The organism is Frondihabitans sp. PAMC 28766, assembly GCF_001577365.1.
In the GTDB taxonomy this organism is placed as follows: Bacteria; Actinomycetota; Actinomycetes; order Actinomycetales; family Microbacteriaceae; genus Frondihabitans.
The window spans coordinates 3,024,230-3,038,863 of the sequence record NZ_CP014513.1 but is presented as its reverse complement, the minus strand read 5'-3'; the positions used below and the strand labels follow the sequence as shown (position 1 = coordinate 3,038,863).

Genomic DNA, 14,634 nt, shown 5'->3' with positions numbered 1-14,634 from the left:
GCGGGTGCGACTGTGACCGCGGGCACGACAGCGACGGAGGTGCGACGGTGACGGGCCTCGCGTGGCGCCCGATACTGCCGGTCGGCCTGCTGGTCGCCTTCACCGTGGTGGTGCTCGGCTTCGCCCTGTGGCGCGTGTTCGCCGAGCGCGCCGATCGCCGCATGATGCGCGCGTGGATCCGCCGCGCCGTGATCGTCGCTCTGCTCGTCGTGATCGTCGCGAGGCCCGGCGTGGGTGGCGGCTCGGCCGCGTCGTCGGTCTCGCAACTCAACGTCTTCTTCGTCGTCGACACCACCTCCAGCTCGGCTGCTCAAGACTGGAACGGCGATCAACCCCGCCTCGTCGGCATGCGCCAGGACATCGAGCAGATCACGAACGACCTCGCCGGCGCCCGCTTCTCGCTGCTGACGTTCGACAGCACCGCCATCCAGCGGGTGCCGCTCACCACCGACACCTCCGCGCTCACGACCGCGGTCAAGACGATGCGCCAAGAGGTCACCTTCTACTCGCACGGCAGCTCGATCTCCGAGGCGAACACGCTGCTCGCGTCGACGCTCGCGGCGGCCCACAATAGCAACCCGCAGCGAGCCAATGTCGTCTATTACCTCGGCGACGGCGAGCAGACCTCTGGCCAGACACCGGGGTCGTTCGCATCTTCGAAGGCGAACACCGACGGCGGGGGAGTCCTCGGCTTCGGCACGTCGACCGGCGGCCGCATGAAGGTCTTCGACGGCTACGGCGACGAATACTCCACCAAGGGCTACATCAAAGACAAGACAAAGCCCGGGTCGCCGGATGCTGTCTCCCGCATCGACCCGACGAACCTCCAGGCGATCGCGTCGCAGCTCGGTGTGCCTTACCTCCACTCGGTCGCGGGTGCCTCTCTCACGCCCGTGGTCGACCAGGCCCAGCGTGGCAAGATCGTCAGCGCGGCCGGACGCACGGCGACGCTGTTCGATCTCTACTGGGTCCCGGCGATTCCCCTCTTCGCACTGCTCTTCATCGAGATCGCCGTCGTCGTCCGGGCCCTCGGCGACGTCCGGCCGCCGAAGCGCCCCCGCCGAACCAGCCAGGGAGGCACCACATGAGCACGACCCTCCTGCCGCCGGTGGCACCGCCGTCGCCTCCCGAGCACTTCGATGCGGAGGCCGCGGCCGGTGTCGTCCCCGCCGAGGTCGCGGAGTACCGCCGGCGACTTCGACGGCGCCTGATGATCTTCTCGGCGCCCGTCGTGGTCGTCGTGATCCTGGTGGCCCTCAAGCTCTTGAGCATGCCGATCCTCGCCGGCACCGCGCAGGCGACCTACGACGACCACGCCTACGACAGAAGCATCGCGACCTCCGACGGCCTGTCGATCGCCAACGTGTTCGAGCCGTGGGTGCAGCATTTCGACCGCGGCACCGCCCTCGCGCAGATCGGGGTGCTGACCGACGCGCGGCCCGAACTCGAACGCGCGCTCACGCTGGTGCCGAATGACGACGTGCAGGCGAGTTGCCGCGTGCGCACCGACCTCGTGCTCGTCGTCGAGCAGCAGGGTGACGGCGCGGTGCTCGACCAGGCCTACACGAAGGCCGAGACGTTCTACGCCCACGCCCTCGCCCTCGAGAAGGCGGCGCCGACGGGCTGCTTCACCGACCCGGTCACGAACGACGCGCCGAGCACCAAGAAGCCGCTCGACGACGCGCGCAACCGCCTCGAACAGAAGCAGAAGCAGGCGCAGCAGGATGCCGGCGGAGACCAGCAGGGCAACACCGGCTCGGGCGGCCAGCAGCAGGGTGGTCAGAGCGGGCAGTCCGGCCCGGGCGGGCAGGGCTCGTCGGGCTCCGGCAGCGGTTCGGGCCAGGGCTCGTCGGGCCAGGGCTCGTCGGGTTCCGGCAGCGGCTCTGGCCAGAGCCAGGGGTCGTCCGGCTCGGGCAGCGACCCCCTGCAGCAGCTGCAGCAGCAGGATCAGCAGGCCCAGACCGAGCAGCAGCAGAACGACGACCGCCAGCGGTACTTCAAGCAGAACCCCGAGGATTACGGCGGCAAGCCCTGGTGAGCCCCCGGCCGTCCTGATTGCCTGAACCGCCCCGATAAGCTGGGGCTGTGTCAACTCGCCTCTCGCAGCTGTTCGTCCGCACCCTCCGTGAAGACCCCTCCGACGCCGAGGTGACCAGCCACCGGCTGCTCGTCCGTGCCGGCTACATCCGCCGCCAGGCTCCCGGCATCTTCGCCTGGTTGCCTCTGGGTCTGCGGGTGAAGGCCAGGATCGAGGCGATCATCCGCGACGAGATGACGACCGCGGGTGCGCAAGAGGTGCACTTCCCCGCGCTCCTGCCGCGCGAGCCGTACGAGGCGACCGGGCGCTGGACGGAGTACGGCGAGGGCATGTTCCGTCTGAAAGACCGCAAAGACGCCGACTTCCTGCTCGCGCCGACGCACGAAGAGGCGTTCACGCTGCTGGTCAAAGACCTCTATTCGTCGTACAAAGACCTGCCGCTCACGCTCTTCCAGATCCAGGACAAGTATCGCGACGAGGCCCGGCCGCGTGCCGGTCTTCTGCGCGGCCGCGAGTTCACGATGAAAGACGCGTACTCGTTCGACTACACCGACGCCGGGCTCGACCTCAGCTACCAGGCCCAGCGCGATGCCTACGAGCGCATCTTCACGCGCCTCGGCCTCGAGTACGTCATCGTCAAGGCAGACGCTGGTGCGATGGGCGGGTCGCGCAGCGAGGAGTTCCTGCACCCGATGGAGGCCGGCGAAGACACCTTCGTCCGCTCGGTCGGCGGCTACGCGGCCAACGTCGAGGCGTTCACCACCATCGTGCCCGAGTCGATCCCGCTCGACGGCCTTCCCGCAGCGACCCTGCTCGAGCCCCACGACACCCCGACGATCGACACGCTCGTGCGACAGCTGAACGCGTCGTCGCCCAGGGATGCGGGGGAGTGGACGGCCTCCGACACCCTCAAGAACGTCATCGTCGCGCTCACGCACCTCGACGGCACCCGCGAGATCGTGGGCGTCGGGCTGCCCGGCGACCGCGATGTCGACATGAAGCGCCTCGAAGTGGCCTTCCAGCCGGCAGAGGTCGAGGCGGCCGGCGAGGCCGACTTCGCGAAGAACCCCCTCCTCATCAAGGGCTACATCGGCCCGCAGGTGCTCGGCGAAGAGTCTGAGACGGGCATTCGCTACTACGTCGACCCGCGCGTGGTCGAGGGCTCGAGCTGGGTCACCGGCGCGAACGTCGACGGCGTGCACGTCGCCGGCCTTGTGATGGGCCGAGACTTCGCAGCCGACGGTGTCATCGAGGCGGCCCAGGTGCGCGAGGGCGACGCCGCTCCTGACGGCTCCGGCCCGATCGAGACCGCGCGCGGCATGGAGATCGGCCACGTCTTCCAGCTCGGCCGCAAGTACGCCGAGGCCTTGGGGCTCAAGGTGCTCGACGAGAACGGCAAGCAGGTGACGGTCACCATGGGGTCGTACGGGATCGGCGTCACCCGCATCCTGGCCGTCATCGCCGAGTCGAACAACGACGACAAGGGCCTCGTCTGGCCCGAGAACGTCGCTCCCTTCGACGTGCACGTCGTCGCGACCGGCAAAGACCAGGTGGTCTACGAGGTCGCCGAGAAGCTCGTCGCCGACCTCGAGGCGAAGCGCCTCGACGTGCTCTACGACGATCGCCCGAAGGTCTCGCCCGGCGTCAAGTTCGGCGACGCCGAGCTGCTCGGCGTGCCGAAGATCGTCGTCGTCGGCCGCAGTGCCGGCGAGGGCATCGTCGAGCTGTGGGATCGCCGCACGGGCGAGCGCACGCCCGTTCCCGTCGCCGAGGCGGTCGCCGCGCTCTCGTGAACGGGTAGACTCCTCGTTGCCGATCGCCACCGAGGGATGGGCGTCATTCGTGAATAGGGAGGCTTGATTAGGCCATGGACATCGACCTGACAGTGCTGCGGCTCATGGAGCGCGAACGCGAGATCCCCTTCGACGAACTCGTGCAGATCATCGAGCAGGCCATTCTCACCGCCTACGTCAAGCACGAAGACCTGCCGGAGGCGCACGGCTCAGCGGCTCCTGCCCGCGTCGAGCTCGACCGCAAGTCGGGCCATGTCTCGATCTTCTCGATCGAGCACGACGACGAGGGCAACGTCGTCGGCGAGGCCGTCGAGTCGCCCGAAGACTTCGGCCGCATCGCCGCCTTCGCCGCGAAGCAGGTCATCAACCAGCGTCTCCGCGACATCGGCGACGACAAGGTGCTCGGCCAGTTCAAGGGCCGCGAGGGCGAGATCGTCGCCGGCGTCATCCAGCAGGGCCCCAACCCGCGCATGGTGCACGTCGACCTCGGCTCGTTCGAGGCGATCCTGCCCCCGAAGAGCAGGTGCCCGGCGAGAACTACGCCCACGGCACCCGCATCCGCGTCTACGTGACGAGCGTCTCGAGGGGCCTCAAGGGCCCGTCGGTGACGGTGTCGCGCACGCATCCGTCGCTCGTGCGCAAGCTCTTTGCACTCGAGGTGCCCGAGATCGCGTCCGGGGTCGTCGAGATCGTGTCGCTCGCCCGCGAGGCCGGGCACCGCACCAAGATCGCCGTTCGCGCCACCGAGCCCGGCGTCAACGCCAAGGGCGCCTGCATCGGCGAGCTGGGCCAGCGAGTCCGCGCGGTCACGGCCGAGCTGGGCAACGAGAAGATCGACATCGTCGACTACTCGCCCGACCTGCCCACCTTCGTCGCCAGCGCGCTGTCGCCGGCCAAGGTGTCGAGCGCCTTCGTGATCGATGCCTCGACCAAGGCCGTCCGGGCGCTCGTGCCCGACTACCAGCTGTCGCTCGCCATCGGCAAAGAGGGCCAGAACGCCCGTCTCGCCGCCAAGCTCACGGGCGCGCGCATCGACATCCAGCCCGACTCGATCCTCGAAGACTGAACCTCGTCGCGGCGATCAGGCGACAGGATCGCCGGGTTCGCCCGTGGCGTCACCCGACCGAATGCACCCAGGGGGTAAGATGATTCCTGTCCGAACGTGCATCGGCTCTCGAGCACGCGCTCCCCGGCCCTCTCTTCTGAGGGTCGTCGCCCGAGATGGTCGTGTGGTGGTCGACACCACAGCGTCCATGACCGGCCGGGGCGCATGGTTGAGCCCCACGATGCAGGCCTACGAATCGGCTGTCCGGCGCAAGGCTTTCCGCCGTGCGTTGCGACTCGATTCCGAGCCCGACACTAGCGAGGTCTTGCACTACATCGAGACTCTCGAACAACCCCCTCCATTGAGCACCACTACTGAAGAAACCGGCTGAACAGCTTATGGACAACTAATGAGCGGCTCGAAATGAGTTCCGTCCACAACTGAAGGCCTTCCCCTGTTCCGGGTGGAGGCCCGAGACAGGAGACACAACGTGGCTAAACCACGCGTACACGAGATCGCAAGCGAGCTCGGTATCGAAAGCAAGATCGCCCTCGAAAAACTCAAAGAGATGGGTGAGTTCGTCAAGGGCCCGTCGTCCAGCATCGAACCCCCGGTCGCCCGCAAGCTCCGTGCTGCGTTCGCCGACCAGGGCACGAAGACTGCGGCACCCGCCGCGAAGGCTCCCGCCGCCAAGGCGCAGGCTCCGTCGGCGTCGAGTGCACCCCGCCCTGGTGCCCCGCGTCCGGCCGCACCCGCCCCCGCGGCTCCGACCCCCGGCCCGCGCACCCCGGCTCCGGCCGAGGATCCCGCTGCCGAGGCGGCTCCCACTGAGGCCTCCGCCGACCAGGTTCCGGTCACTCCGGCGCCGTTGACGGTCGCCGAGCGTCAGGCTCAGGCCGAGGCCGCTCGCAACGCGCTGAAGACCGACGCCGAAGCGCCGGCCGCTGCCCAGGGTGCCCCGCGCCCCGGCGGCCCCCGCCCGGGCGCGCCGCGCCCCGGCAACAACCCCTACTCGTCCAACCAGGGCATGGGTCGCCCGTCGGCTCCTCGCCCGGGCGGATCCGGCGCTGCCGGCCCGCGCCCCGGTGGTGCCGCCGGCCCGCGCCCGATGGCGCCGCGCCCCGGTTCGCCGCGCCCTGGCGCCCCTCGTCCCGCGGGCGGCCCCGGTCGCCCCGGCGGCTTCGGCCAGCGACCCGCGGGTGCCGGCGGTCGTCCCGGTGCGGGCGGCTTCCAGCGCCCTGGTGCTCCCGGCGCCGGTGCTCCGGGCGGCTTCCGCCCCGGCTTCACCAGCCCCCGCCCCGCGGGTGGCGGCGGTCGTGGCCGTGGCCCCGGCGGCGGTACCGCCGGCGCGTTCGGTCGCGGTGGCGGCAAGAGCAAGGCACGCAAGTCGAAGCGGACGAAGAGGGCCGAATTCGAGATGCGGCAGGCGCCGTCGCTCGGTGGCGTCAGCGTCCCTCGAGGCGACGGCACGACGATCGTCCGTCTGCGTCGCGGCGCGTCCATCTCCGACTTCGCCGACAAGATCGACGCCAGCCCCGGCAACCTCGTGACCGTGCTGTTCCACCTCGGCGAGATGGCCACGGCGACCGAGTCGCTCGACGAGGCCACCTTCGAGGTGCTCGGTGAAGAGCTCGGCTACCGCATCATGGTCGTCAGCCCCGAAGACGAAGACAAAGAGCTGCTCGAAGGCTTCGACATCGACCTCGAGCAAGAGCTCGAAGACGAAGACGAGTCGGTTCTCGAGATCCGTCCCCCCGTCGTCACCGTCATGGGTCACGTCGATCACGGTAAGACCCGACTCCTCGACGCGATCCGCAACGCGCACGTCGTCGAGGGCGAGGCCGGCGGCATCACGCAGCACATCGGTGCCTACCAGGTCTGGGCCCCCCACGAGGGCGTCGAGCGCGCCATCACCTTCATCGACACCCCGGGCCACGAGGCGTTCACCGCAATGCGTGCCCGTGGTGCGCAGGTGACCGACATCGCGATCCTGGTGGTCGCGGCCGACGACGGCATCATGCCGCAGACGGTCGAGGCGCTGAACCACGCCCAGGCGGCCGGCGTGCCGATCGTGGTCGCGGTCAACAAGATCGACAAGGAGGGTGCGAACCCGGCCAAGGTGCGTCAGCAGCTGACCGAGTACGGCCTCGTCGCGGAAGAGTACGGCGGAGACGTGATGTTCGTCGACGTGTCGGCTCGGAACAACACGAACATTGACGGCCTCCTCGAGGCAGTGCTGCTCACGGCCGACGCCGGTCTCGACCTGCGGGCGAACCCCGCCAAGGACGCACGTGGTGTCGCCATCGAGGCTCGCCTCGACAAGGGCCGCGGTGCGGTCGCCACGGTGCTCATCCAGTCGGGAACACTGCGCGTCGGAGACGCCATCGTCGCCGGCACGGCCTACGGCCGCGTCCGCGCCATGATGGACGAGAACGGCGATGCGGTCGACGAGGCCTACCCCTCGCGCCCCGTCCTGGTGCAGGGCCTCTCGAGCGTTCCGCGAGCCGGCGACACCTTCCTCGTCACCGAGGAGGACCGCACGGCCCGTCAGATCGCCGAGAAGCGCGAAGCCGTCGAGCGCAATGCCCAGCTGGCGAAGGCCCGCAAGCGCATCTCGCTCGAAGACTTCACCCGTGCACTCGAAGAGGGCAAGGTCGAAGCGCTCAACATCATCATCAAGGGTGACGTCTCGGGTGCCGTCGAGGCGCTCGAAGAGTCGCTGCTCAAGATCGAGGTGGACGACAGCGTGCAGCTGCGCATCATCCACCGCGGTGTGGGTGCCGTCACCGAGAGCGACGTCAACCTCGCAACCGTCGACAGCGCGGTCATCATCGGGTTCAACGTACGACCCGACACCAAGGCTCGCGAGCGTGCTGCTCGCGAGGGTGTCGACGTGCGCTTCTACTCGGTCATCTACGCGGCCATCGAAGACATCGAGAACTCGCTCAAGGGCATGCTCAAGCCCGAGTTCGAAGAGGTCCAGTCGGGTGTCGCCGAGATCCGCGAGATCTTCCGCTCGTCGAAGGTCGGCAACATCGCCGGTGTCATCGTGCGATCCGGCACGATCACGCGCAACGCCAAGGCGCGCGTCATCCGCGACGGTGTGGTGGTCGGCGACAACCTCGCCATCGACTCGCTGCGCCGCTTCAAAGACGACGTCACCGAGGTGCGGACGGACTTCGAGGCCGGTATCGGTCTCGGCAAGTTCAACGACATCCAGATCGGCGACGAGATCGAGACCATCGAGATGGTCGAGAAGGTGCGCGCGTAGTCACGCGACACGATGAGGCCCGCAGGATCCCCCGGATCCTGCGGGCCTTCTCCCCCTGAAAGGAACACGACATGGTCGACGCACAGCGCGCCAGCAAGATGGCCGACCGCATTCAGCAGATCGTCGCGCGACGTCTCGAGAAGGGCATCAAAGACCCGCGGATCGGCTTCGTCACCATCACCGACGTGAAGGTCACGGGCGACCTCCAGCATGCCTCGATCTTCTACACGGTGTACGGCTCCGACGAAGAGCGAGCCGACTCGGCCGCGGCCTTGAAGTCGGCGACGGGCATGTTCCGCACCGAAGTGGGCAAGAACATCACGGCGCGGCTCACGCCGTCGCTCGAGTTCATCCCCGACGGGATCCCCGAGAACGCCGCTTCGATCGAAAAGCTGTTGAACGAGGCGCGCCAGCGTGACGCCGACAGCCAGAGCATGGCCGAGACGGCGCAGTACGCCGGCGACGCCGACCCGTACGTCAAGCCGCGCGAGCCCCGCGACGACGACGCCGACCTCGATGAGGTCGACGAACCAGGCGAGGTGGACCCGCCGCGCGACGGCATCGCCGGGGGTTCCGACGAGCCCGACGGCGGCACCCGCTAGACGCTCGACCCCACCCGGCCTTACCTTTCCGGCTCGTCCTCCCCGTCCGTCGGGTCGGATCGTGCCGAAAAGGTAAGGCTGTCGGTGTCTCCGTGTTCAGTCGGGGAGGGTGTAGCCCTGCCTAGCCGTGCCCGTGGCGAGGCCGTCGCGCAGCAGGCCGGCCAGTGCCCGCGCGCGCTGCACGGGCTCGGGCCAGACTGCCTCGATCTCGGCCGCGGTCACAGGGATGTCGCTCGCCCGCAACTCGGCCATGATGAGGCCGCGCACCTGACGGTCGGACCCCTCGAACTTCGCCTGCTTCCGCAGCGGCGGCCCGGCATGCTCGGGCCGCCCGGCCAGCACCCACGCGCATTCGTCGATGAGGGGGCAGACGTCGCAACGGGGGTTTCGTGCGACGCACACGAGCGCTCCGAGCTCCATCACCCCGGCGTTGGTGTCGTGGGCGTCCTGCGGATCCTGCGGCAGCTGCGACTCCATCAGGGGCAGGTCGTGTTTGGCGTTCGCCGCCGCGGGTTCGGCCAGGCCTTCGACGGATCGGGCCAGGATGCGACGCACGTTCGTGTCGACCACCGGCACCCGCTTGCCGAAGGCGAAGGCAGCCACGGCCCGGGCCGTGTAGTCGCCGACACCCGGCAGCGCGAGCAGGTCGTCGACGTCGCTCGGCACGAGGCCGCCGTGCCGGTCGGTGATGGCGGTGGCGCAGGCGTGCAGGTTCAGCGCCCGCCGCGGGTAGCCGAGCCGATCCCAGGCGCGCACGGCTTCGGACGCGGGGGAGGAGGCGAGAGCAGACGGCGTCGGCCACCGGTCGAGCCATTCGGCGAGCCGCGGAACGACGCGCACGACGGGCGTCTGCTGCAGCATGAACTCGCTCACGAGCGTGCCCCAGGCCGAGAAGCCCGCCTGCCGCCACGGCAGGTCCCGCTTGTTCTCGCGGTACCAGGCGACGACTCCGGCCGAGATCGGATGCGGCTGAATTGTCACCGGTCGAGCCTAAGCTCTGCAGCATGACCACTTGGGCACCTGAGAAAGGTGACACGCTTCAGGCGCTCGGCACCGAGATCCTGCACAACTACTCGGTCGGCCGTGCGCCCGTCGCCCTCGACGGGCCCGACCGCGCCGCCGTCGCGGCTTTCGCCGATGATCTCGGCGCCTCGATCGTCGCGCTGGGCCACGCCGCCGCGCGTGCCTCGCTGCCCGCTGCGGCCGAGCCCTACGACGAGAAGTCGTTCCGGGCCGAGGTGATCGACCCGCTTCGCGAGCCCGGCGAGGTCGGCGACGTCCTGCTGCTCGTCGACGGCGCCCTCACCGACCACCCCGAGCTCGCCGGCCTCTGGAACTACTCGATCTGGGTCACCGGCTCTGACGCGGCCGACCGCAGCCTCGCCGGCCGTGCCCGGGCGACCGCCGTGATCGACAACACCGACCCCAGCACCCGCGGCGGCTCTTCGACGACGCTTGCTGACGAGAGACCGCGGGCCCGTCGGCACCTGCCGCAACCGGTGACCCGGTAGCCTGGTCCATCGTGAACAGCGGCATCCTTCTCGTCGACAAGCCGCAGGGCATCACGAGCTACGACGTCGTCTCGCGCGTCCGCAAAGCGGCCGGCACCCGCAAAGTCGGGCACGCCGGCACCCTCGACCCGATGGCGACCGGCCTCCTGGTCGTGGGCATCAACTCGTCGACGCGCCTGCTGACCTTCCTCGTCGGGCTCGACAAGACCTACGAGGCGACGATCCGTCTCGGGGTCGTGACGTCCAGCGACGACGCCGACGGCGAGATCCTGAGCACGACGCCGGTCGACACCGACATCGTGACGCACGGTGCCATCGCCACGGGCGTCACGCGTCTCACCGGCGACATCGCGCAGGTTCCGACCACGGTCAGCGCCATCAAGGTCGGCGGCCGCCGCGCCTACGCCCTCGCTCGCGAGGGTGTCGAGGTCGAGCTGAAGGCCCGACCCGTGACCGTGTCGCGCTTCGATGTGCTGGAGCGGCGCGACGAGATCGTCGACGCCAGCCCCGTCATCGACCTCGACGTCGTCGTCGACTGCACCTCCGGCACCTACATCCGCGCTCTGGCGCGAGACCTGGGCGCAGATCTCGGCGTCGGGGGCCACCTGACCGCGCTGCGACGCACGCGCATCGGGCCGTTCGACCTGGCCGACGCGAGCGAGCTGGAGGCCCTGCAGACCGAGCCCGACGCGGTCGGCCGCGCCCTCCTCGATCCTGCCGCCGTCGCGCAGCGGCTCTTCCCGGTGTGGTCGATGACGGCCGACCAGACCGTCGACCTGAGCCACGGCAAGAGGGTCACGGTCGCACCCGGCGTCGTCGACTCCGAGAGCCCGACTGCGGCGCTCACCCCCGATGGGCGCCTCGCCGGCCTCGTCACCGTCCGGGGCGGCGCCGCTCGCCCCATCGTCAACTTCCCCACGAACGAGGTGCTGTCGTGATCGAGTGGTTCACCTGGGTGCAGTTCGGCGTCGGCATGGCCGCGACTCTCTTCTGCGTCGTGACGGGGCTCGCCAAGCGCCAGCCGAACGACTACACGGTCGGCTCGGTCGCCCTGGTCTGGCTGCTGCTGATCGCCCAGCTGGTGGTCGCGATCGTCGCCCCGGCCACGGGCAACCACGCCACCGGCAGCGTCGTCGAGTTCTACATCTACATCGTCGTCGCCCTCCTGCTGCCGCCCCTGGCGGTGGTCTGGGCGCTCGTCGACCGCAGCCGCTGGAGCAACGTCGTGCTGGGGGCGGGCACGTTCGCCGTCGCCGTCATGGTCGTCAGGATGCTGCAGATCTGGACCGCGCACCGATGACGGTCTCCACGGGCCACGCGGGGGCCATATCCTTGTGATGATGGTTCAGAAGAAGTCGACACGCGCCATTGGCTTCGGCCGCGTGCTCATCGCGATCTACGCGATCCTCGCTCTCGCAGCGACCGCCCGATCGGTGTTCCAGATCTTGACGCAGTTCAACGAGGCGCCCCTGGCCTACTCGCTGAGTGGCCTGTCCGGTCTGGTCTACATCGTCGCGACGATCGCCCTGATCGTGCCCGGCCGCAAGTCGTACGCCGTCGCCTGGGCCACCATCACCTTCGAGCTCGTCGGCGTGCTGTTCGTCGGTCTGATGTCGATCATCGACCCGTCGGTCTTCGTGCCGTCGTCGAAATACGCGCACTCCGACCACTCCACGGTCTGGACGTACTTCGGAATCGGCTACGGCTTCGTGCCGCTCGCCCTGCCGATCGTCGGTATGTTCTGGCTCCGTCACACCCGGCCCGCTCGCACCGACGCCCTCGCATCGGCCCCGGCCGAGGTCTGAGCCGTGGATTTCTTCACGTCTCCCGCCGACGTCTCCGAGGGCTTCGGGCCGTCCGCCGTCACCATCGGCAAGTTCGACGGCGTGCACCTCGGCCACCGGGCGGTCATCGCCGACCTCGAGCGCACCGCGCGCGACCGCGATCTCGTGTCGGCCGTCGTGACCTTCGATCGCCACCCGCTCAGCATCCTGCGCCCCGATGCGGTGCCGGTGGCGTTGACGAGCAACCAGCAGAAGCGCGAGCTGCTCGAGCAGACGGGTGTCGAGGCGACGTTGATGCTCACCTTCGACCACCATCTGCAGTCGCTCAGCCCCGAAGAGTTCGTCGACACGATCCTCGTCGACACACTCCAGGCCGAGGTCGTGCTGGTCGGCACCGACTTCCGCTTCGGTGTGCGCGGCTCGGGCACCATCGAGACCCTCCGCGAGCTCGGCGCCCACCGCGGCTTCGAGGTGCGCATCGTTCCTGACGTCGTGCTCGACAGCCCGCCCGGCGACGGCACCCGGCGTGTCTCGTCGAGCTGGGTGCGCGAGCTGCTGGATGAGGGCAGGATCGCCGACGCGACGGTTCTGCTCGGCCGCCGCCCCGCCGTCCGCGGTGTCGTGGTGCACGGCGAGCGTCGCGGCCGCGAACTCGGCTTCCCCACGGCCAACCTCGAGCCCCGCAGCGAGGGCTTCGTGCCCGCCGACGGCATCTACGCCGCACGCGTCACGGTCGGCGGCGAGGTGTACGACTCCGCCGTCTCGGTCGGCAACAACCCCACCTTCGACGGCGTGCCCGAAAAGCAGGTCGAGGCGCACCTGCTCGACGTGAAGCCCGACCTCTACGGCAAAGAGGTCACGGTCTACTTCCACGACTGGATCCGCGGCAACGTCAAGTTCGAGGGCCTGGACGCCCTCGTCGTGCAGATCGCGAACGACGTCGAGGCCGTGCGCCAGCTGCTCGCGAGCGAACGGGTCTGACGCCTCTCTGCTGAGAAGGTGTCGCTCCGCCCGCGTGTAGTTTGGGCCGATGTCACCCGAAGAAGCTCCGACCGCCGACGAGAACACGACGGCTGACGTCCGACGCGACGAGGCCGACGGTGCTGGCCGCGCTCGTCGCGTGCTGGTGACCGGCGCCACCGGCTACATCGGCGGTCGTCTCGCCCCACGTCTCGTCGCAGCGGGCTTCGACGTCCGCGTGCTCGTGCGCACCCCCGACAAGCTGCGTGACGTGCCGTGGGCGTCTCAGGTCGACATCGTGCAGGGCGACCTCACCGACCGCGAGTCGGTCGCGAAGGCCGTGGATGGCCAAGAGGTCGTCTACTACCTCGCACACGCGATGGCCGGCCGCGGCGACTTCGAGAAGGCCGAGTTGCTGGCAGCCGAGACGATGGCCGCGGCGGCGGCCGACGCAGGCGTGAAGCGCATCGTGTACCTCGGCGGCCTCCACCCGGAGGGCCCCCTGTCGCACCATCTCGAGTCGCGCAAGCGCGTCGGCGACACGCTGCTCGCCAGCGGCGTCCCGACCGTGGCGCTCCAGGCGGGGTCGTGATCGGATCCGGGTCGGCGTCGTTCGAGATGATCCGTCACCTGACGGATGTCATCCCCTACATGCCCGCACCCAAATGGGTGCGCAACTTCATCCAGCCCATCGCCGTCCGCGACGTCCTGCACTACCTGATCGGCTCGGCCGACGCGCCCGCCGAGGTCAACCGCACCTTCGACATCGGCGGCCCCGACGTGTTGCGCTACGGCCAGATGATGAACGGCTACGCGGTCGAAGCGGGTCTCACGCAGCGCCCGATCGCGCCTCTGCCGGTGCTGACGCCGTGGCTCGCCTCGCAGTGGGTGAACCTCGTGACGCCGATCCCTCGATCCTTGGCCGTGCCCATCATCGAGTCGCTGCAGTACGACTGCGTGTTGCGTGAGAACGACATCGTCGACGTCGTGCCGCCGCCGCCCGAGGGCCTCACGAGCTACCGCCGCGCCGTGCGCCTCGCCCTGGGCAGGATGCGCGACGGCGAGGTCGAGACGAGCTGGCAGGATTCGTCGGTCTACGGCGCCCCCAGCGACCCCCTGCCGAGCGACCCCGAATGGTCGGGCCACACGGTCTACACCGACGACCGCGAGACCGACACCGAGGCCTCGCCCGAGCAGCTCTGGCGTGTCGTCGAGGGGATCGGCGGCGAGAACGGCTGGTACTCCTTCCCGCTGGCGTGGGCGGCCCGAGGCTGGATGGATCGCCTCGCGGGGGGAGTCGGCCTCAACCGCGGGCGCCGGAGCGCGACCACCCTGCGCCCGGGCGACGCCCTCGACTGGTGGCGCGTCGAGAAGATCGACCGAGGCCGCTTCCTTCGCCTGCGAGCCGAGTTCAAAGCGCCCGGTCGCGGTTGGCTCGAAATGTGGGTCGAGCCGCACGGAGACGGCGCCCATTACCGCCAGCGGGCCGTCTTCTTCCCCACCGGGTTGAGCGGGCGGATCTATTGGTACTCGATCCTGCCCTTCCACGGGATAATCTTCTCGGGAATGCTGAACAGGATCGCGGCCACGGCTGTGAACGAACCCGTCGCCGCGGTCACCGCGTGACGGC

The 14,634-nt window shown here is 69.3% G+C and carries 12 protein-coding genes and 2 pseudogenes; 13 read left to right on the top strand and 1 reads right to left on the bottom strand.

Going from position 1 to position 14,634, the window contains the following annotated elements; translation table 11 throughout:
- Nucleotides 1–47: 47 nt before the first annotated feature.
- The 7 genes and pseudogenes from AX769_RS14515 to rbfA all read left to right on the top strand — a co-directional run bounded on the left by AX769_RS14515 (nucleotide 48) and on the right by rbfA (nucleotide 8,749).
- Nucleotides 48–1,088, top strand: coding sequence for a vWA domain-containing protein (locus AX769_RS14515; RefSeq protein WP_066280699.1), 1,041 nt, complete (start codon nucleotides 48–50; stop codon nucleotides 1,086–1,088).
- Nucleotides 1,085–2,038, top strand: a complete 954-nt coding sequence (locus AX769_RS14510; protein WP_066280696.1) for a hypothetical protein — start codon at nucleotides 1,085–1,087, stop codon at nucleotides 2,036–2,038. Before AX769_RS14515 ends, AX769_RS14510 begins: the two co-directional genes overlap by 4 nt.
- Before the next feature lie 47 nt (nucleotides 2,039–2,085).
- On the top strand, nucleotides 2,086–3,831 hold the full coding sequence (locus AX769_RS14505) for a proline--tRNA ligase (protein ID WP_066280695.1): 1,746 nt from the start codon (nucleotides 2,086–2,088) through the stop codon (nucleotides 3,829–3,831).
- Between the two features lie 74 nt (nucleotides 3,832–3,905).
- A pseudogene (gene nusA, locus AX769_RS14500) lies at nucleotides 3,906–4,897 on the top strand (transcription termination factor NusA).
- A gap of 61 nt (nucleotides 4,898–4,958) precedes the next feature.
- On the top strand, nucleotides 4,959–5,267 hold the full coding sequence (locus AX769_RS14495; RefSeq protein ID WP_369824103.1) for a YlxR family protein: 309 nt from the start codon (nucleotides 4,959–4,961) through the stop codon (nucleotides 5,265–5,267).
- 99 nt (nucleotides 5,268–5,366) lie between these two features.
- Complete coding sequence (gene infB, locus AX769_RS14490; RefSeq protein ID WP_066280691.1) at nucleotides 5,367–8,147, top strand: translation initiation factor IF-2; 2,781 nt, start codon at nucleotides 5,367–5,369, stop codon at nucleotides 8,145–8,147.
- 71 nt (nucleotides 8,148–8,218) lie between these two features.
- Nucleotides 8,219–8,749, top strand: coding sequence for a 30S ribosome-binding factor RbfA (rbfA, locus tag AX769_RS14485; RefSeq protein ID WP_066280688.1), 531 nt, complete (start codon nucleotides 8,219–8,221; stop codon nucleotides 8,747–8,749).
- Nucleotides 8,750–8,845: 96 nt separating this feature from the next.
- Here rbfA and AX769_RS14480 read toward each other — a convergent pair whose 3' ends face one another.
- The gene (locus tag AX769_RS14480) at nucleotides 8,846–9,730 is read right to left on the bottom strand and encodes an A/G-specific adenine glycosylase (RefSeq protein WP_239451799.1); all 885 of its coding nucleotides are present in this window, start codon (nucleotides 9,728–9,730) and stop codon (nucleotides 8,846–8,848) included.
- Nucleotides 9,731–9,753: 23 nt separating this feature from the next.
- Here AX769_RS14480 and AX769_RS14475 point away from each other — a divergent pair, with 23 nt between their 5' ends.
- From AX769_RS14475 to AX769_RS14450, 6 genes and pseudogenes are all read left to right on the top strand, one after another.
- Nucleotides 9,754–10,260, top strand: a complete 507-nt coding sequence (locus tag AX769_RS14475; RefSeq protein WP_066280686.1) for a hypothetical protein — start codon at nucleotides 9,754–9,756, stop codon at nucleotides 10,258–10,260.
- Between the two features lie 8 nt (nucleotides 10,261–10,268).
- Nucleotides 10,269–11,198 carry a tRNA pseudouridine(55) synthase TruB gene (gene truB / locus AX769_RS14470; protein WP_066280684.1) on the top strand — a complete coding sequence of 310 codons (930 nt, stop codon included), beginning with the start codon at nucleotides 10,269–10,271 and terminating at the stop codon, nucleotides 11,196–11,198.
- On the top strand, nucleotides 11,195–11,560 hold the full coding sequence (locus AX769_RS14465) for a hypothetical protein (protein ID WP_066280681.1): 366 nt from the start codon (nucleotides 11,195–11,197) through the stop codon (nucleotides 11,558–11,560). The genes truB and AX769_RS14465 overlap by 4 nt, the downstream gene beginning before the upstream one ends.
- Nucleotides 11,561–11,597: 37 nt before the next feature.
- Entirely contained in the window at nucleotides 11,598–12,065 is a 468-nt protein-coding gene (locus AX769_RS14460; RefSeq protein ID WP_369824030.1) for a hypothetical protein, read from the top strand.
- A gap of 3 nt (nucleotides 12,066–12,068) precedes the next feature.
- Nucleotides 12,069–13,025, top strand: coding sequence for a bifunctional riboflavin kinase/FAD synthetase (locus tag AX769_RS14455; RefSeq protein WP_066280679.1), 957 nt, complete (start codon nucleotides 12,069–12,071; stop codon nucleotides 13,023–13,025).
- 49 nt (nucleotides 13,026–13,074) lie between these two features.
- A pseudogene (locus AX769_RS14450) lies at nucleotides 13,075–14,630 on the top strand (SDR family oxidoreductase).
- The last annotated feature ends 4 nt before the right edge of the window (nucleotides 14,631–14,634 follow it).

Coding starts and splice junctions, on each gene's coding strand:
- AX769_RS14495 (WP_369824103.1), top strand. CDS start 4,959: ATGCACCCAGGGGGTAAGATGATTCCTGTCCGAACGTGCATCGGCTCT.
- AX769_RS14475 (WP_066280686.1), top strand. CDS start 9,754: ATGACCACTTGGGCACCTGAGAAAGGTGACACGCTTCAGGCGCTCGGC.
- rbfA (WP_066280688.1), top strand. CDS start 8,219: ATGGTCGACGCACAGCGCGCCAGCAAGATGGCCGACCGCATTCAGCAG.
- AX769_RS14460 (WP_369824030.1), top strand. CDS start 11,598: ATGATGGTTCAGAAGAAGTCGACACGCGCCATTGGCTTCGGCCGCGTG.
- AX769_RS14510 (WP_066280696.1), top strand. CDS start 1,085: ATGAGCACGACCCTCCTGCCGCCGGTGGCACCGCCGTCGCCTCCCGAG.